The organism is Sphingobacterium sp. CZ-2 (genome assembly GCF_004526235.1).
In the GTDB taxonomy this organism is placed as follows: Bacteria; Bacteroidota; Bacteroidia; order Sphingobacteriales; family Sphingobacteriaceae; genus Sphingobacterium; species Sphingobacterium tenebrionis.
Map to the genome: position 1 here is coordinate 2,077,164 of NZ_CP038159.1, position 18,559 is coordinate 2,095,722.

Below are 18,559 nucleotides of genomic sequence, written 5' to 3' on the forward strand. Positions count from 1 at the left end.
TTGTCATTGCGAGGCCAGCATCCTACTCATCCCTCAAACTATCCACCGGATTTGCCCTTGCGGCCTTAACAGCTTGATAACCTATCGTCAACATCGCCGCAAAAATCGCCAACATCCCGCCCAACAAAAACGGTATCCATGAAATCTCAATTCGATAGACAAAATCATTTAACCATTTGCTACAAGCCCAATAAATAATCGGACTTGCTATAACAAAAGCCAGCAAAATCAATTTCACGAAATCCTTAGACAGCATCCCAACTATCCCCGAAACCGAAGCCCCTAACACTTTCCGAATTCCAATCTCCTTGCTCCGTTGGAAAGTACTCAATGTAGCCAATCCAAAAAGCCCTAAGCAACTGATCACGATCGCGATTCCGGTACTGATATTAGTCATCTTTGCCAATTGCTGTTCCTTTTTATAAAGCGCCAGCACCAGCTCATCGTAAAATTTATAACTGAACTCTTCCGAAGGGAAAAACTTATTCCATCTCTGCTGTATATTCTCAATAATAATCGGCCAATCCGATTTCTTAAGATTATCCAATTTGATGTTATACATTTGAAGATCCCTTTCATCATAAACCAAAGCCGTTGGTTCTATTGGAGTATAAAAATCACGGGAATGAAAATCTTTGATTACCCCAACAATAGGATACATCCTATTCGTCTGTCCTATAACTTTTCCGATTGCTTCTTCAGGCGTTTTGAATCCATAAGCCCGCACTGCAGTTTCATTGATCAACAACCCATTGGTTGTATCGGATGGAATAAGATTCGAACCGGCAATCAATTCCAGTTTATAGAAATTCAGGTAAGCGGTATCAATGGTTTTTGTGTATACTGTCCTCGCGATAGGCGCTGATTTATCCGTTGGATAATACCGCATTTCTCCCGAGGCATAATTATCCGAAAAGGGCTCTGAACCGAAAGTTACATTGGTCACTCCTGGCACTTTTCTGATTTCATCCAATAAAGCGTGTTTCTTGCTTTGGAAATTTTTCGATTTATAGATTTTATAAGAGACTTGGGCAAGAATCACGGCGTCCTTGTCAAATCCAAAATCCTTTTTGACCACATAATTTAATTGTTGGCCAATAATAATGGCCCCAACGATAAATATTTGTGCAATGATGAATTGAAAAATGATTAAGCCTTTACGCAGGTTTATTTTTTCTTTTCCTACAGCAAGCAGATTTTTTGATCTAAAGATGTCAATAGGATTTACCTTGCCCATCATCCATGATGGATAAAGACCAGCGAACAAAATCGTAAAAATTAACAAGCCGCCCATTATTCCAACAAATAATGTAGGATCTGCATAGGCTTTGTTGCTTTCACTGATCAGATCTCCCAAAAGATAGATTCCTAATTGGGAAATAAAGAAGGAAAGAAAGGCTGCAATCAGGACAACAAGGGCAGTTTCGCACATCATCTGAAGAATAAAGGACCGTTTTGAACCACCTAATGTTTTACGAATTCCGATCTCTTTATGGCGTTGAGGCAATTGTGCTGTGCTCAGGTTGATATAGTTGATACAGGCCAATACCAATAAAAATATGCCAACACCAATTAATGAATATATAATCCGCTTACTTGTTTTGGGAACATCTCTTTCCATCATCGCTGTTGAAAAATGGGATTCGAGGAGCGGCATAGTGATTAAGGTCCGTGTAAAGTTATAATCAAGTAATTCCTTGTTTTTTATTTCTATCCATTTGGCATCCGAAAATTGTTGTACTTTCTGGACCGCTTGATGCACAATTCCTTCAGATTTGGCAGAAACATAGAGTTTGTGCTGGCCATTTGTATGTGTCCAGGTCCTTAGGTTCTTATCCCGTTCTGTTTCCCTGATCAATATGAATTCCTGCCCAGTGAATTCTGTGGGATAGGAAAGGTCAGCCACAATTCCAGAAACTTCTTTTTTTAGGCTGTCATTGTAGATAATGGTTTTTCCTAGGATTTCCGCATTGGACAATTTTGGGAAATAATGCTTTGCTCTTTTTTCGGTCAGGACAACTTGATGGGGCGCGGTAAGTGCAGTCTCTTTATTACCTTCAAGCCAATTATAATCGATAAGGTTGAAATAATCTTTGTCTGTTTCAATAGTGGCTGTCTCCTCAAATGTGGGTTCTTCCTGTTTTTGCTCCTGACCATTTGTTGCTGGGATGGTTACAGTTTCTACAAAATACCTGAAGACAGGGACAACTTCATCCAATCCAAAATTATTGGCTTTCAAATAAAAATAGATCGGTCTGGATACACCTGAATGTAGGTCGTCCCTACCTTCCGCCTTAAAATGACTGATGATACGATAGATGTTTTCCTTCTTCGGAAGTTCCTTTTCGAAGGATAGTTCGTAACTCACATATTTATATATCACCCAGCAGGAACTGATGCCTATGGTTAGACCTAATATATTCAAAAAGCTGAATAGCTTATTTCGAATTAATTGTCTGATCGCGTTTTTAAACATATGGTGTGATGTTTTAATGTTTTATTGTTTATTTTTTTTTCGTTTTCTGCGTCATTGCGAGGCCATACGTCATTGCGAGGAGGTACGACGAAGCAATCTTTGGACTTTGTCATCCTGAGCATCGTCGAAGGATCTGTTCGTAAGTAACCGTACAGATGCTTCGACTGCGCTCAGCATGACATGCGGGACGATTGCTTCGTTCCTCGCAATGACGCAAAGTCCCGCAATGACATAGCCCCTCTCCATGCCCAATTACTCATCCCTCAAACTATCAACCGGATTCGCTCTGGCGGCTTTCAAAGATTGAACTCCCATGGTAATAAAAGCAATCAGCAAAGTTGCAATAGCCGGAATACTGAACATCCACCAACTCAATTCAATCTTAAAAGCAAAATCTGTCAACCATTGATTCATTGCCCACCAAGCAATTGGTGTTGCAATAACAATAGAAATCAAAATTAACTTGATATAATCTTTTGATAGTAGCCTAATAATTCCCCCAACGGTACTACCCAAAACCTTCCGAACACCAATTTCTTTCGTTCGTTGTGCAGTAGTTATGGTCACTAAGCCCACCAATCCCAAACAACTGATCAAAATGGTAATACCAGAAGATAAATTGATGATCTTTGAAAACCTATTCTCTTTTTCATACAACTCCTTGATCCGATCATCATAAAACTCATAGCTAAAAGCAGTTGCTGGATAGTATTTTTCCCATTCCTTTTGAATGATTTCAATGCTAGACTTCCAAGTCGAAGGATCATTGTTTAATTTGATGGCTATATTTTGTAATTGACCACGTTTATTGGAGGCAAGGAAGGATACAGGCTCCAATGCCACATGCATACTTTTACTATGGAAATTCCCAACCACCCCCGTGATCTTTCGGTCTTTATCCCAGGCATTTACTTCCTGTCCAATAGCTTCTTGCGGCGATTTATAGCCCAGATCATAGATGGCTTTTTCATTCAATATAATTCCTGTACTGGTATCAGAGATCGTAAGTGCTCGTCCAGCGAGCAATTTCATGTCATAGACATCAAAATAGGAATCACCCACTAGCTTAAAGGGCATATTAACTTTCATTAATCCAGTATCCGAAGAGCGGTTGACAAAATTTCCCCAATGATCATTACTTAGGGGAAAATGACCTAGTGCAGCCTGTTGGATTTCGGGATGTTTGTTGAGTATTTCCTTAAAGATTATGGGATTTTTTTTGCCATCTTCCTCTTTATAAGGTAAAGACAAGGTAAGTAAAGCGTTCTTATTGAACCCAAGATCACTGCTCAACATATGTTTCATCTGAAAGCCGATGATAAAGGTTGCAATCACAAATATTTGTGCAATAATAAATTGGAACACGATTAATGCTTTTCGAACAGAAATATTACCAAAAGAAAGTTTAGCATTTTTATTCACCTTCAAAACATCAATTATTTGTACTTTATTGATGAGATAGGTTGGGTAGATACTGGAAAATAGGGTGATCAGCAGCAGCAAGGCCAACAAAAAGAGGAAGATCAATCCAGCATGGCTGAAATTTTCTAAGTCACTTGGCAAATAATGGCTGAAAAACCGTTCGAATAACTTGGTAAGCGGCCAAGACAATAGGAGAGAGGCACTGGTAATCATCAACGTCTCTAAAAAGAAATTGACAGTTACTTGTTTACCTTGTTGACCTAATGTTTTTCTGATGCCGATTTCCTTGGCTCTTTGGGGGATTAAAGCCGTACTCAGGTTGATATAATTAATACTGGCCAAAAGCAATAGAAATAACCCTATACCGATCATGCCATAGACCACGTTTTTATTGGTGCTGTTGGAAAGAATGGTATTAAAATGGGCATCAGATAGTTTTGCAATTTGAAATTCCCCCTTGACGTTATACTCCGACCATTCCTTTTCGGTTAATTGCATGAGTTTGTTCTTTAAATGCAGGAGAACAGGCGCAATATCTTTTTCATTATTGATTTTGATATACAGATGATTGTTGGAATTGGAAGATGCCCAGGACTGATCTCTCCATTCTGAATCTTTGACCAGCTGGAATTCCTTGGCGGTAAAAGTACTTGGATAATTTAGGTCTTCAACAATTCCCGAAACAGCATATAAGGTCGTGTCATATAGGATTTGTTTGCCGATAATTTCATTCGGTTTGAGATTCGGGAAGTAGATTTTTGCTCTTGACTCTGTAAGCACAACCTTATCAATGGAGTTTAGGGCTTGTTTTTCATTCCCTGCTAGCCATTGGTAATTAACCATCTTAAAGTAATCTGGATGGGTACTGTATATCCTTTCATTTTCATTGAACTCAGCTTTTTCATTGCTGTTGGAATTGATGGTGATCTTTTCAAAATAACGGTTGAACATCGGGATACTCAGTTCGACCTGTGAAAGATTGTTCTTTACATAATCCCATAGCGGAGCTGGTGTACCATCGAAGCTGTTGACTTCATTGTTGTATTCGTATTTAGAATAAACTTTATAGATCTGATCGCGGGCAGGGTTTGGTTTATCAAAACTGAATTCATAACTCACAATTTTAAATACAATCCAACAGGCACTTATCCCGATGGCAAGACCAACGATATTCAAAATGGTGAAAAACTTGTTTTTCCATAGTTTCCGAAGGATGTGGTTTAATTTCATGGTTATTTATTTGTGTTTTGTTTTATTAATTTTTTTATGTGTTTTAGTCCGCCCTCCGTCATTGCGAGGAGGTACGACGAAGCAATCTTTGCACCTTGTCATCCTTCGACTGCGCTCAGCATGACATGCGGGAAGATTGCTTCGTTCCTCGCAATGACGCTGGTCCTCGCAATGACGCTGGTCCTCGCCTCGCCGCACCCTTCGCCTCGCCGCACCCCTCGCAATGGCCGATCCTATTCGCCCTACTCACCCAATTCACCCTACTCATCCCTCAAACTATCCACTGGATTCGCAATAGCCGCCTTCAAAGTCTGAAAACCAATGGTCAAAGCCGTGATCAACAACGTTATCCCAGCAGCGATTACAAATGCCCACCAAGGAATCTCTATCCGATACGCAAAATCATTCAACCACTGGTTCATAAAATACCAAGCAATTGGCGAAGCAATCACAAAAGCGATCAATATCAATTTAAAATATCCTCCCGTCAGCAAATTACTGATGTTAATCACCGAAGCACCAAGTACTTTCCGGATACCTATCTCTTTACTCCTTTGCTCTGCCGTAAAGGCAGCCAATCCCAACAAGCCTAAACAGGCAATACCGATCGTAAGAATCGAAAAGCTAATTAAAACCTGGTTAGATCGCTTTTCAGCCTCATATTGCATAGCAACATGATTGTCCACAAACGTATAATCAAATGCCGATTCTGGGATATGGGTTTTAAATGCCTGTTCTACCTGGGCTAAATAATCCTGGGTATGCTCCGCTTCGAACCGGATCATTAAATACCTGATCCCTTCCGAAGGAACATTCATCCGATTGAAATAATATCCACCAATATTTTCTTTTAAACTCTTGAAATTAAAATTGGCAACTACCCCTTGGATTATCGATTTTCCAGCACTTTCTGCGTTTAAAAGTTGACCAACTGCATCCTCCGGTTTTTGGTATCCCAAATACGCCAAAGCCACTTCATTGATCAATACATAGTTTACCGTATCCCCCAAAGAAAGCGACCCAGGCAGGTCACGTCCTGCCAAAAGCTTTAATCCAAGGGTCTTTACAACAGGACCATTAGCCACATTCGTAAATACTGGTAAGCCAGCAGGATCTGAATTGCCTGATTTATGAATGTTTTTTCCACTTTCGCCCAATCCAGGAATGGCTTGGGTGCCTGTAATTGCCGTAGTCCCTGGAATCTGGTTCAATCCATTTACCAAGCTTTCATAGCTCTTCGTAGTCTTTATCGATATGGTATTGATCGCTAACAACTTTTCGGGATTAAAACCAATATTTCTATCCGCAATGTATTTCATTTGTTGGATCATAATGATCACAGAGATGATCAGGATGATGGAAGAGGCAAACTGAAAAACGACCAAGCCTTTTCTCGCAGGTTCTACCAAAGCTGCGTTTCTACTTTTCCCTTTACCCATAAGGTTCAATGAACTGATACTCGATAGGTAAAATGCTGGAAAACTACCCGCAAACAGGGTGGTGATCATTAAACAAGCAAGAAGGATCAACAGGATTTCTATAGAAAGGAAATGCTGGTAGGAGAGTTCAGCCCCTGTAATGTTATTGAATAATGGAATGCCGACCAAACAGAGGATAAACCCTATACTGATGGATATGCCACTTAGCAGCATGGTCTCCATTAAAAATCGGGTTCGAAGTTGTTTTTTAGAGGCTCCAAGTACTTTATTGACACCAACCTCTTTGGCATACAAAGTTGTTTTTGCCGTAGCAAGATTCATGTAATTGATGCAGGCAATCAAGAGTACCAGACCCGCTAGATAAAGTAAGTTTTTTACCCTATCGATATCACCATTTTTAGGACTGTTTCCTTCTCGAAACGATTTGGAATAAAGATGGACCTTATGAAGGGGCTGTAGATAAAAATCCGTAAAATATTGATTGGATTTTTCGACATGCTTGTTGATCAATGCGGTGGAGAGTTCTGCAATGGTTTGGGGATCTGCTGTTTCCTGAATCTGAATATAGGTTTCGTAACTGGCATTACTCCAATAAACGTTTTTTCCCATCCAGCTATCCATAATGTTAAAAACCATTTGGCAATCCAAGCTACTGTTCTTAGGTAGATCCTCATAAACGGCCGATACTTTTAGGGTATCCCTTTGGTTGAGGATGATCAATTGATCTATGGCAGATGCATCTCCAAACAAGAGTTCTTTTCTGGATTTGGAGATGGCAATGCTATTGACATCTTTAAAAACAGTGTTCTTATCCCCTTCAATAAATTGGAAATCAAAAATGGAGAATAGGGAAGCATCAGCGAGATAAACGTTTTTTTCGACAAATGTTTTTTCCCCTACCAGGATGGAAGAAGGGGTTCCGAAATCATTCTTTACCAATCGGGTGAAGTTGACAACTCCTGGAACTTCCTCTTTGATGGCTGGACCAACGGAATTGGGTAAGTTTACCCAGATTTCCTTATCATATTCTGGAGTAGTCTGCATGTTAACTCGATAGATATGTTCTCCCTTCGGGAAGAATTTATCATAGCTTAGTTCGTATAGTGCATAGCCGATTAATAATAAGGCAAGCCCCAAACTGATGGATAAACCAAAGATGTTAAGCAAACTGAAAAACTTGTTTTTCTTGATGCTTCTCCGCGCTATTTTTAGGTAATTGAGTATCATTATTTGGTTTTATGTTAGTATTAAATGTTGTTTTTTCTTTGGTTAGAACTATCGCGTCATTGCGAGGAGTTCTACGTCATTGCGAGGAGGTACGACGAAGCAATCTTTGGACATGCGGGAAGATTGCTTCGTTCCTCGCAATGACGCTGGCCCTCGCAATGACGCTGGCTCTCGCAATGGCCGACCCTATCTCCCTACTCATCCCTCAAGCTCTTCACCGGATTTGCAATTGCCGCCTTAATAGATTGAAAACTCACCGTAAAAATCGTAATCAAAACCGCCCCGATTCCAGCTATTAAAAACACGCCCCAGTGAAGTTCAATGCGATAACTATAATTAGATAAAAATTTATCCATTGCCCAATACCCTATCGGAAATGCGATCAAACAAGAAACCAGCACCAAGCCAACAAATTCTTTTGAAAGCATACGAGTTACTGAAAATACCGAAGCCCCTAATACCTTCCGTATTCCAATCTCCTTAGTCCTACTTTCTGCCATAAAGGCCGCCAAACCAAATAATCCCAAACAGGAAATAAATATCGTCAAGCCCGCAAATAAGGTCGCCAATTTTCCAGTCCTTTCCGTTTCCTCAAACTTCCGAGCATAAGCCTCATCAATAAATTTATAATCAAATGGAAAATCCGGATTATATTTTTTCAAAATCTTCTCTGTTCTATCCAATGCTTCCTTGCTACTTAATTGCGGATTGAAGCGAATATGCATGGTGTTCATATTACTGGAAGCACCTTCGATCAACAAGGGTTTAACAGGTTCAAAAGGTGATTCTTGGATAAAATCCTTAATCACCCCGATAATTTGGAATTTACTCGATCCATCAATGAAATATTGCCCGATCGGATCTTTAAACCCCATGGCTTTTGCTGCGGTTTCATTAATGATAGCTGCAGTGGAGTCCGTAGCATAACTACTCAAATCAAAGTCGCGACCGGCAACCAATTCAAATCCTGCCGTTTCCACCACCTTATCATCCGCTGTCTGACGGTTGAATTGAATAATGGCATTCGGGTCTTTTCCTTCCCAAGTGAATCCATTCCAACCACTCCAACGCTCCGTGAGTGGAGACATCATCCGGGTAACTGATTGTGCAATGCCCTCAGCGATCAATTCCTGTTTAATTAAGGACGCATTTTTAGAAATATTCCCAAACTCAGGTAGGAAAATCAGGTTCTCCTGCTTATAGCCATAATCGCGATCCTGAGCATGTTGGATCTGTTTCCGAATCACTAGGGTACTAATGATCAGCAAGATCGCAATAGCGAATTGCGTGACTACCAAAATCTTTCTCGGATTGAGTTTATAATGTATATGCCTGAAACGTCCTTTTAAAACTTTTATAGGATTGAAGGAGGATAGGAAGAAGGCTGGATAGATTCCTGCCAAGATGCCTGTCAGGATAATAAATCCAAGGAATAGCACCCAAAAACCAAATTCTTGGAACGGGATCTGCATCTTTAAACCTACCAATTCATTGAAGCTTGGTAAACAAAGGAAAACCAATAATAAGGACAGGAATCCGGAGAAGGTTGCTAACAGCAGCGACTCCGATAAAAATTGGAACACCAAACTTGATTTCTGTGCGCCAACCACTTTTCGGATGCCTACCTCCTTTGATCTCTTTTCACTTTGCGCGGTACTGAGGTTCATGAAATTGATGCAAGCGATCAATAGGATAAATACCGCGATCACGATAAAGATCCGCACCATTTCGATCCTGCCACCAACTACTTCGCCATTTTCATATTTATTGTACAGGAAAACTTTTGAAAGTGGTTTCAGAAAAAATTGTGCGTCTGTTTTGGAATGTTTGGCAGGTAGGGCGTTGAACTGCTTGTTAATTTGATCGACATTCGCGTTCTTATCCAACTCTACATAGGTATAGACCGAACTATTGCCCCAATTTTCATCCGATTGCCCTAGTTTTTCCATTAAAGACCAGGGCAGGTAATATTCATATCCTTGAAAGCCATTGTCTGCTCGCCCTGCCTTTAACACCGCACTCACGGATAATATTTCGGTACTATCAATATGCACCGTTTGTCCTACAACATCCACGGATCCAAACATGTCTTTTGCCAATTTTTCGGATAAGACGATTTGATTGGGCGCAGTGAGGACATTTGCTGGATTTCCACTGTATAAAGGGAAATCGAAAATGCTAAGAAAGCTGGGATCCACGAATGCACCAACTCCGGCTACCAATTTTTTGTCGCCAACCTGGAATAGAAATCCTCTTGTTCCATTTAACCTGGAAGCTGATTTGACTTCAGGCACATCGGTTTTCAGTGCTGGTACGAGGGGTTTCGGGGTACCAAACCATACGGCGATATCATTGTCGGTGGGTTCTTTGGTTCCAACGGCATAGATCTGATCCGATTTTGGGAAATTGTTATTGATGGAAAACTGGTGGTTTACCCATAGTAAGATCAACATCGAAGCCGCCATTCCGATGGCTAAGCCAATGATATTGATCGCTGTAAAACCCTTATTGGATTTAAGGTTCCGGAACGCAAGTTTGATGTTGTTATTCATGAGTTAATTGTTTTATTTTTTTATTTGTATCAGCTTCGTGTCATTGCGAGGAACGCCCCGTCATTGCGAGGAACGAAGCAATCTTTGAACATGCGGGAAGATTGCTTCGTCGTGCCTCCTCGCAATGACCCATCAACTTAAACCCCTACTGTCTCCAAAATAACCTGCCCATCCAGCATCCTAATCACCCGATCAGCAAATTTTGCATCATGCTCCGAGTGGGTCACCATCACAATCGTAGTCCCTAATTCATTCAATTCCGTCAACAGGTGCATCACCTCATTACCATTGCTCGAATCCAGGTTTCCCGTAGGCTCATCCGCCAAGATCAATTTAGGATTATTCACCACCGCCCGGGCAACCGCAACCCTTTGCTGCTGACCACCCGATAACTGCTGTGGAAAATGGTTCCTACGGTGCATGATCTGCACCTTCTCCAACACCTCTTCCACCCGTTTCTTCCGTTCTGCAGCCGGCACATTCGTATACACCAATGGCAGCTCCACATTTTCAAAAACGGTCAATTCATCGATCAGGTTAAAACTCTGGAATACAAATCCGATATTATGTTTCCGCAAATCGGAACGCTTACCTTCTTTAAATTTCGCTACTTCTATATTATTGAACAGGTAACTTCCCTCGTCCAGATCATCCAATAATCCCACGATATTCAATAAGGTGGATTTACCACATCCCGATGGCCCCATAACAGCCACGAATTCCCCTTCCTTTACATGAATGTTCACATCATTCAAGGCCACGGTTTCCACCTCTTCGGTGCGGTAAAATTTTTGCAGATTGGTTATTTTAATCATGTTTCTCTAATTATGGAGGTGTACTATTTTTATGAATTATTATAGGGTTATTTTTTGATATTTAGTTCCTGGATCTTATCATAGCTTTCATAGCTGGATACGATCACTTTATCCCCAACTTTCAAACCGCCCAGAACCTCATAGAACTGTGGGTTCTGTCGGCCTAATTGGATATCTGCCCGATAGGCTGTCGTTCCATTTTTATCCAATTTGAAGATCCAATTTCCGGCAGTCTGCTGATAGAATCCTCCCTTGGCCAATAATAAGGCTTTGGTTTCATCACTCAGTGCCAAACGAATGGATAGGGTCTGTCCACGGCGGATACTTTCCGGTCTTTCCCCCACAAACTCCATATCAACCTGGAAACGACCATCCTTAACCTGGGTATACACTTTCTTGATGCGTAGATCATAGGTTTTATCCCCAATGGTAAATTGCCCCTGTAGATCAGGGAAGATCCTGTTGATATAGTGTTCGTCGATATCCGCACGGATCTTAAATCCGGTCAGTACATCGATCTGGCCCAACCTTTCTCCGGCTGATTTATTCTGTCCGATCTCTACATCAAAGGAAGTCAATTGTCCATCGACTGGTGCTCGGAGGATCAGATCACCCACTTTCTGGCGCATCAAGGCCAAACCATTCTGGGTTCTCTTATAGGTCTCCCTATCCTGAGCCACCTTCTGGTTGTTGGATACTTCATCCTGCTTCAGGATCTGTTTGGTTAAGTTTACCCTTTCCTTTTGATAATTATAATCGTTCAATGATTTTTGGTATTCCTGCGATCCGATCGCCTTCTCGGCCAATAATTTTTTGTTCAAGGTATATACCCGATCAGCTTCCTTTAACGCCTGTTCCACATCCGCCATTTGGTTTTTATTGCTGATGGAAACCTGCTGTGCATTGGTCTGGGCAATCTGTGCCTGGGTCAATAGATTCAATACCTGCGTTTCCTGTTGGATAAGCGATAGTTCCAAATCTGTATTGGATAAGCGCATGATGGGATCTCCCTTCCTCAGGTGGGCACCATCTTCTACATATTTTTCTTCCACACGGCCACCAACAGAGGCATCCAGGTAGATACTACTGATGGGCTGCACCGTTCCATTGATAGGAATGAATTCTTGGAAGGATCCTTCCTTTATCTCTACGATGGAAATTCGTTCCGCATCTACATTCAGTTTACTATTGCCACTCGTGAAATAATAGCTTGCTCCAATTAAGGCCACAACTGCCACAATCCCGACAAGGGTTAATATTCTTTTAGAGTTCCAGGTCTTCTGTTCAATCGGTCTGTCCATTGATAAATCTTTGTATTTGCTATTTGCATAGACAAGGTTGTGCCAAACTTGTAAGTAGTTGATTATCAGCTATTGTTATAAGCAATTAGGGAAGTGACTGTTCGTTAATGAACAGTTGCCTGTTCGCTCATGGACAACCATTCTAACCCTTTATTTTTAAGTAATTGATTTTCAGCTTTCTAAATATTTGGCACAGGCTGTGGGATGTCTTGGAAAATTAATTCATGAAAAAAATATCCACAGTTTTAATAATTTTTGTTTGTTGTTTAGTTTGCACGGTTAAAGGACAGGTGAGCGACCTGTCCTTGACCGATTGCATTGCGCTGGCGATCAAGAACAATCCTACATTAAAGCAAGGGGAACTACAGGTTTCCCGCGCGGATTTATATTATAAACAGGCAAAATATAACCGTTTGCCAAATCTGAACGGCAATATCTCCCACGATCTTACCCAAGGTAGATCCATCGATCCGACAACCAATCAATACATAGATAAGAGCAACAGTTCAGGGAGACAATCCCTGAACCTGAGCTTGCCCATTTTCAATGGTTTTGCCATTCTCCATGATATCCGGATGCGTTCGAATGCAAAGGATGCAGGAAAACTGGAGTTTGAGGGACAACTGAATGAGCTGAAATTGAATGTTATTGAAGCCTATATCAAAGTATTGACCGCTCAGGATATGCTGAAACAGACTGAAGGGCAATTGACCGTTACCAAGGAGCAGTTGCAGCGATCTGAAATCATGCATAGGGAAGGGAATATCAATCCTGGTGATTTTTATGACCTCAAGGGGCAATATAGTGCTGAATTGAATATCTTGGAACAGACCAAACAGTCCCTAAACAATGCACGGGTTTCCCTTGCAGCCCTATTGAACATCGCACCGGAAGATTTGCCTGGATTAAGGGCTGTAGATACCGCTCCGAAAGCCCAAACACAATCTGCCAAAGAGCTGTTCGAAAAATCCCTGTTCAATATGCCAAATTATAAGGCGATGGATTGGCGGATCAAGGAAATGGAAGAGAGTGTGAAATTAGCAAAGGCAGATTATTTTCCATCATTATCCTTATCAGGAGGAATGAGTACCAATTATAGCTGTGAAGGGGGATCCTTTTCCAGCCAATATAAAAATAACCTTTACAAAGGTATCGGGTTGAATCTGAGTATCCCTATTTTCAATAAGTTCCAGACCAGGACGCAGGTTCGCTTGGCAGAGGTCAATCTGGCAAGTGCAGAATTGGATCGGGAAATCCTAAAAAATGAATTGAGATCCAAAACCGCCCAAGCGGTATTCGATCTCGCGATCACCCAGGAAAACCTGCAGAATCTTCGGGAACAAGAACTGAACTACACGGAAGCTTTTCGGATTTCTACGGTTCATTTTGAAGCGGGAAATAGTAACTCTGTACTTTTTTTGACAGCCAAGAACAAATTGGATGCGGTAAAAAGCCAATTGATCATCAAGGAATATGAATGGTTGATGCAAAAATATATCAATGATTATTACGCAGGTTCATTGGATTTATAATTAACTTAGCGAGGTATGAAAAAGGCAACCATTTTAGTTGTTGATGACGATCAGGATTTATTAACCGCTACCCGAATATTATTGAGACCAAACGTAAAGGAAGTGCTGGTAGAGCATAATCCCGAACGATTGATCCATATCCTGGAGCGCAATAAAGTGGATATGGTGCTTTTGGACATGAATTTTAAGAGTGCCATCAACACCGGCAATGAAGGCCTGTTCTGGCTCGCCAAGATCAAATCCCAATTCCCACATATCCATGTTTTAATGATCACAGCTTATGGTGCGGTGGATCTGGCGGTAAAATCCCTAAAACAGGGGGCGGCAGATTTTATCGTGAAACCTTGGCAGAATGAACAATTGCTGAATACCATAAACCATGTTTTTGAGGAGAACCAACAGGTCCAAAAAGTACATCCTGTTTTTGTCAATAAAGAATTCGATGGTATAATCGGGAAATCCGCCATTATGGAGGATCTACGATACAAGATGGATAAGGTAGCTCCGACCGAAGCCAACATCCTGATCTTGGGAGAGAATGGTACGGGTAAGGATTTGATCGCCTCAGCTTTACATCAACGCTCTTTAAGGAGTAAAAATGCCTATATTAAAGTGGACGTAGGCGCATTGACCGAAACGCTTTTCGAAAGTGAACTTTTTGGTTATAAGAAAGGGGCTTTTACGGATGCTCGAGAAGACAGGAAGGGTAGGTTTGAGCATGCAGATGGTGGAACCTTGTTCCTGGATGAGATCGGCAATATCGCTCTGCCACAACAGGCCAAATTATTGAGTGTACTCCAGAATAGGGCGGTGGTTCCCTTGGGAAGTAGCCATCCCATACCGGTAGATATTCGCCTGTTGAGCGCCACGAATGTGCCCTTGAAAACCTTGGCGGATGAAAGCAGGTTCCGAAAGGATTTGATCTATCGGATCAATACCTTAGAGATCCAAGTTCCCGCACTTCGCGAACGGGTAGAAGACATCCCTTTGCTTGCCCAGCATTTTCTGGCTTTCTACAATAAGAAATACCATAAACATATCGAAGGCTTGGAGCAGGATGCTGTTCAGAAATTAAAACAATACCATTTCCCGGGCAATGTTCGTGAGCTACAGTACAGTATTGAACGTGCGGTGATCATGTCGGATGGTACTAGCATACGGGCGGAGGACATCCTGTTTTCACCTATAGAACAACAGCTGGAGCAACCCAAACCCGTGGAGTTTGCATCCCATAACCTGGAAGAAATGGAAAGAAAGGCCATCAAATCGGCCATTGAAAGATATAACGGCAATATTTCAAAAGCTGCAAAAGAATTGGGTCTGACCCGAGCGGCACTCTATAGAAGATTGGAAAAATACAATATTTAATACCATGCGCCTGGCTATTTTCGATTTCCTGAAAATGCTCTTCCTCTTGGCGCTTGCCGTTGGGGTAGCCCTGCTTATTTTCAAAGGGTATTATGGTTATGCGGTCTTATCGTTCTTGATGCTCAGCATTTTTGGTTACCGCCTATTCGCTGGCCATCGCTTTTTATATACCCAGTTGCGCGAATTTTCGGAAGCCGTAAAGTATCGGGATTTCACCCGTCGTTTTGTGGTGAAACGGAAGCACAGCGTCGAAGGTAAGTTATTTGAGGCATTCAACCAGATCAACGAGGTCTATAAGAACATCAGTATAGATCAAGCCCTGCAGCAACAATACCTGAACAAGGTGATCAATATGCTGGATACGGCGATCCTATTTTACCATGTGGAAAGTGGAAAGGTGATGTGGTTGAACGATGCCTTTAAGGAACTGTTCCAGGTTCCACACCTCGGCAATATTTCGGGCATGAAAAAAAGGCATGCGGAATTGTATGAGAAAACCATGCTCCTAAAGTTGGGTAAGCACCAGATGGAAACTGCACATTCGAGTAAGGGAAAGATCAAGCTGTTCATGCAGAGTTCCGAATTTGAAACCCAGGAAGGTTTATTCCGCGTAGTGGTTTACCAGAACATCAATGAGGCTATTGATGAAACGGAGACCAAGGCATGGCATAAACTCTTGCGTGTACTGACCCATGAGATCATGAATTCCATTGGCCCCATCAGTTCACTTGCCGACACCCTACACCATCGACTGGAAAACTGGACTTCCGAATCGGATCTCGAAGACCTGAAAGTTGGTATCTTTACCATCAAAAGAAGATCGGAAGGGCTGCTGCAATTTGCCAAGAGCTACCGGATGATCAATAAGGTGGACCAACCACAATTTGCCGATGTACAGGTCGTTCAATTGTTCGAAAACATTTACCAACTCTTGGAACCCACCCTTCTACAGAAGAACATTGACCTGGATATCGTGATCAAAAATACCCGACTGGTTATTCAGGCAGACGTGAACCTGTTGGAACAGGTCATTATTAATATCCTATTGAACGCCATTGAGGCAGTTAAAGATCAGCCTGAACCTTACATCACGCTTTCCGCTATTGAACAAAAGGATAATATTCAGATCCGGATCAAGGATAATGGGATCGGGATGTCTCCAGAGATCCAAGACCAGATCTTTACCCCATTTTTTACGACCAAAAAGACGGGTACAGGGGTTGGTCTAACCCTCAGCAAACAGATCATGCTCATGCACCATGGCAACCTCGCCGTGGATAGCAAGGGAGGCGAGGGCAGTACGTTTACCCTGCAATTTCCTTAACTTTAAAAAATCGATGTTTTCTGTATGTAAATGACTAGATTTCGCTATGAAATCAAGGTTTAAGTAGGGTAGAAGCGTGTTTTTATATGCTTACCATACTGTTTACATACATTTAGGTTACTTTCACCATGCTTTCACTCCGAATCAAATTTGTCCTGTCCGTATATAGCTATACCGATTATTACCTTAATTTTGTCCTCATGCGCCACCTGTATGATTACATTTACCATTACCTGATGTCGAATAGCCGACATGGTACGCATTCGCCTTTTGTCTATGCTTTGGCAGATCAGGTGATCTACCGAAAGGATTATGAAAGGAAAGGGGAGGTGGCTGTTCCGGCTAGCATACCGGCCCACCAAAAGGAATTGATAAAGAATATCCTTTCTTTTTGGGGCATAGCGAAGTTAGGTGATGATTGGAACGATGCGGAAGCTGAGGCGTACTGGCTGGAGAAATTGCCAGCACAGTATGAAGTCTTGCTTGAGGTCTTAACGTCAGGGAAACCTCTTTTTGTGAAAAACCCTTATTCACGCCAAAATAGAGCGCTTTGGAGGCGATTGTTGCAGAAAAAAGAGGTTACCGTAAGTATCAACCTGTTCCATTTTGGCATATTGCTGTATAGACCCGTTCAACATAAAGAGGACTTTCTGTTGAGGCAGGTATAGATCCAAGCGATTGAATTTTCCAACCTATCCTAAAAGGCTTCGCTGATGCTCAGGTAAAATCCAGACTGGCGTTTCTCTCCGGGTCTTTTTTCGCCATAGGAATAATCGAAGCGGATACTGCTGCTGTGTTCCAGACTGAAGAAATAACGCAATCCGCCGCCATAGGAGGGCAGGAAGCGTGCTTTATGCTCTTCGGAGAAGGTGCTTCCGGTGCCAAGAAATCCGGTAACCCCTACGCGTGGATGGAACCTGTACCTCAACTCAGCTTGGGCGGTTAGGTAATTCTTATCCTTATAGCGTCCCAGGTAATACCCTCGCATGGTCATATCGCCACCCAGATCCCTCATCACATAAAAAGGTACATTCTTCCCGTATGTTCCGCGATAAAGCCCTTGGGCAGCCAAAACCAATTTATTTGCTAATGGATAATATCCCCGGATATCGATCTCTGCTTGGCTTCCCGTGAAATCATCATCCTGAAAGAATTTTGGTGCATAGGCATATTTTACCCTTCCGTAGAAGCCCTGGCTGGTATAGGTGGTGTTGTTACGGGTATCGTATAGTACAGATGCTCCTAGCGCGGCATATTGCCCGCCATCCTTACCCAACACTTCAGGGGAGGTGAAAATGCCATCGGCTTCAACATCCTGGAATTGGAAATGTTCATAATTGACATTGACGCCAGCATAGAGGTTGGAGATGATCTTCTTCTCCACATCCAGTTTTACCCGATAGAGTTTCTGTTCCAGGTAATCTTCATCGGTCTTCCAGGTATCATTTCCGATACCATAGAAGTTGAAGGGCCAATCGCGATAACGGAGTTCCGAAAGGATATGGTATTCGTTCTCCTTTGTCCAGATATCGGAGAGCAACTTGATGTTCTTCTGTTTTTTGGTGGTCAATGTACCGATCAGAGTGATATTGGAAGTGCGGCTTTCCAGGTTTTCCTTATCCATATAGAAGTTGTAGGTACTGGCAAGTCCATATTCAAAGCCGGTCTCCTGGGCATAGCCCACAGCAGGCAGGACCATGAAACTAGCGGATCGGCTGGAGTCTTTTTCGGAGGAGATGAATTTTTTTATGATTTTTTGGATGATATTTTTCTGTTCTTGTGCTTGGGAACTGTTACAATTTGCGGCGAAAAGGACGCTTGCTGTAAAAAGAATGCGGAAAAATTTCGTGTGAAAATGCTTAATCATGCACAA

Annotated in this window: 11 protein-coding genes; 4 read left to right on the top strand and 7 right to left on the bottom strand. The window is 41.9% G+C overall.

Annotation, left to right across the window (positions count from 1 at the left end; translation table 11 throughout):
• Window positions 1-22: 22 nt before the first annotated feature.
• The 6 genes from E3D81_RS09210 to E3D81_RS09235 form a co-directional block, all read right to left on the bottom strand.
• Window positions 23-2,476: an ABC transporter permease gene (locus E3D81_RS09210; RefSeq protein ID WP_134777227.1), complete on the bottom strand. Its 2,454-nt coding sequence runs from the start codon at window positions 2,474-2,476 to the stop codon at window positions 23-25.
• 252 nt (window positions 2,477-2,728) lie between these two features.
• Window positions 2,729-5,128: an ABC transporter permease gene (locus E3D81_RS09215; RefSeq protein ID WP_134777228.1), complete on the bottom strand. Its 2,400-nt coding sequence runs from the start codon at window positions 5,126-5,128 to the stop codon at window positions 2,729-2,731.
• A 260-nt stretch (window positions 5,129-5,388) separates the two neighbouring features.
• Window positions 5,389-7,794 (bottom strand): ABC transporter permease, encoded by a 2,406-nt coding sequence (locus E3D81_RS09220; RefSeq protein WP_134777229.1) that lies wholly within the window; start codon window positions 7,792-7,794, stop codon window positions 5,389-5,391.
• Between the two features lie 194 nt (window positions 7,795-7,988).
• Window positions 7,989-10,346, bottom strand: coding sequence for an ABC transporter permease (locus E3D81_RS09225; RefSeq protein ID WP_134777230.1), 2,358 nt, complete (start codon window positions 10,344-10,346; stop codon window positions 7,989-7,991).
• A 137-nt stretch (window positions 10,347-10,483) separates the two neighbouring features.
• Window positions 10,484-11,161 (bottom strand): ABC transporter ATP-binding protein, encoded by a 678-nt coding sequence (locus tag E3D81_RS09230; RefSeq protein ID WP_099365889.1) that lies wholly within the window; start codon window positions 11,159-11,161, stop codon window positions 10,484-10,486.
• 47 nt (window positions 11,162-11,208) lie between these two features.
• Window positions 11,209-12,462, bottom strand: a complete 1,254-nt coding sequence (locus E3D81_RS09235) for an efflux RND transporter periplasmic adaptor subunit (RefSeq protein WP_099365888.1) — start codon at window positions 12,460-12,462, stop codon at window positions 11,209-11,211.
• 224 nt (window positions 12,463-12,686) lie between these two features.
• On the opposite strand from E3D81_RS09235, the gene E3D81_RS09240 reads away from it, so the two are divergent.
• From E3D81_RS09240 to E3D81_RS09255, 4 genes are all read left to right on the top strand, one after another.
• On the top strand, window positions 12,687-13,994 hold the full coding sequence (locus E3D81_RS09240) for a TolC family protein (protein WP_134777231.1): 1,308 nt from the start codon (window positions 12,687-12,689) through the stop codon (window positions 13,992-13,994).
• A 15-nt stretch (window positions 13,995-14,009) separates the two neighbouring features.
• Window positions 14,010-15,362 carry a sigma-54-dependent transcriptional regulator gene (locus tag E3D81_RS09245; RefSeq protein ID WP_134777232.1) on the top strand — a complete coding sequence of 451 codons (1,353 nt, stop codon included), beginning with the start codon at window positions 14,010-14,012 and terminating at the stop codon, window positions 15,360-15,362.
• Window positions 15,363-15,366: 4 nt separating this feature from the next.
• A complete protein-coding gene (locus E3D81_RS09250; protein ID WP_134777233.1) occupies window positions 15,367-16,686 on the top strand; it encodes a sensor histidine kinase in 1,320 nt (439 codons plus the stop codon).
• A gap of 128 nt (window positions 16,687-16,814) precedes the next feature.
• Window positions 16,815-17,354: a hypothetical protein gene (locus E3D81_RS09255; protein WP_134777234.1), complete on the top strand. Its 540-nt coding sequence runs from the start codon at window positions 16,815-16,817 to the stop codon at window positions 17,352-17,354.
• A 29-nt stretch (window positions 17,355-17,383) separates the two neighbouring features.
• On the opposite strand, the gene E3D81_RS09260 is transcribed toward E3D81_RS09255, so the two are convergent.
• A complete protein-coding gene (locus tag E3D81_RS09260; RefSeq protein WP_134777235.1) occupies window positions 17,384-18,553 on the bottom strand; it encodes a BamA/TamA family outer membrane protein in 1,170 nt (389 codons plus the stop codon).
• Window positions 18,554-18,559 lie beyond the last annotated feature (6 nt).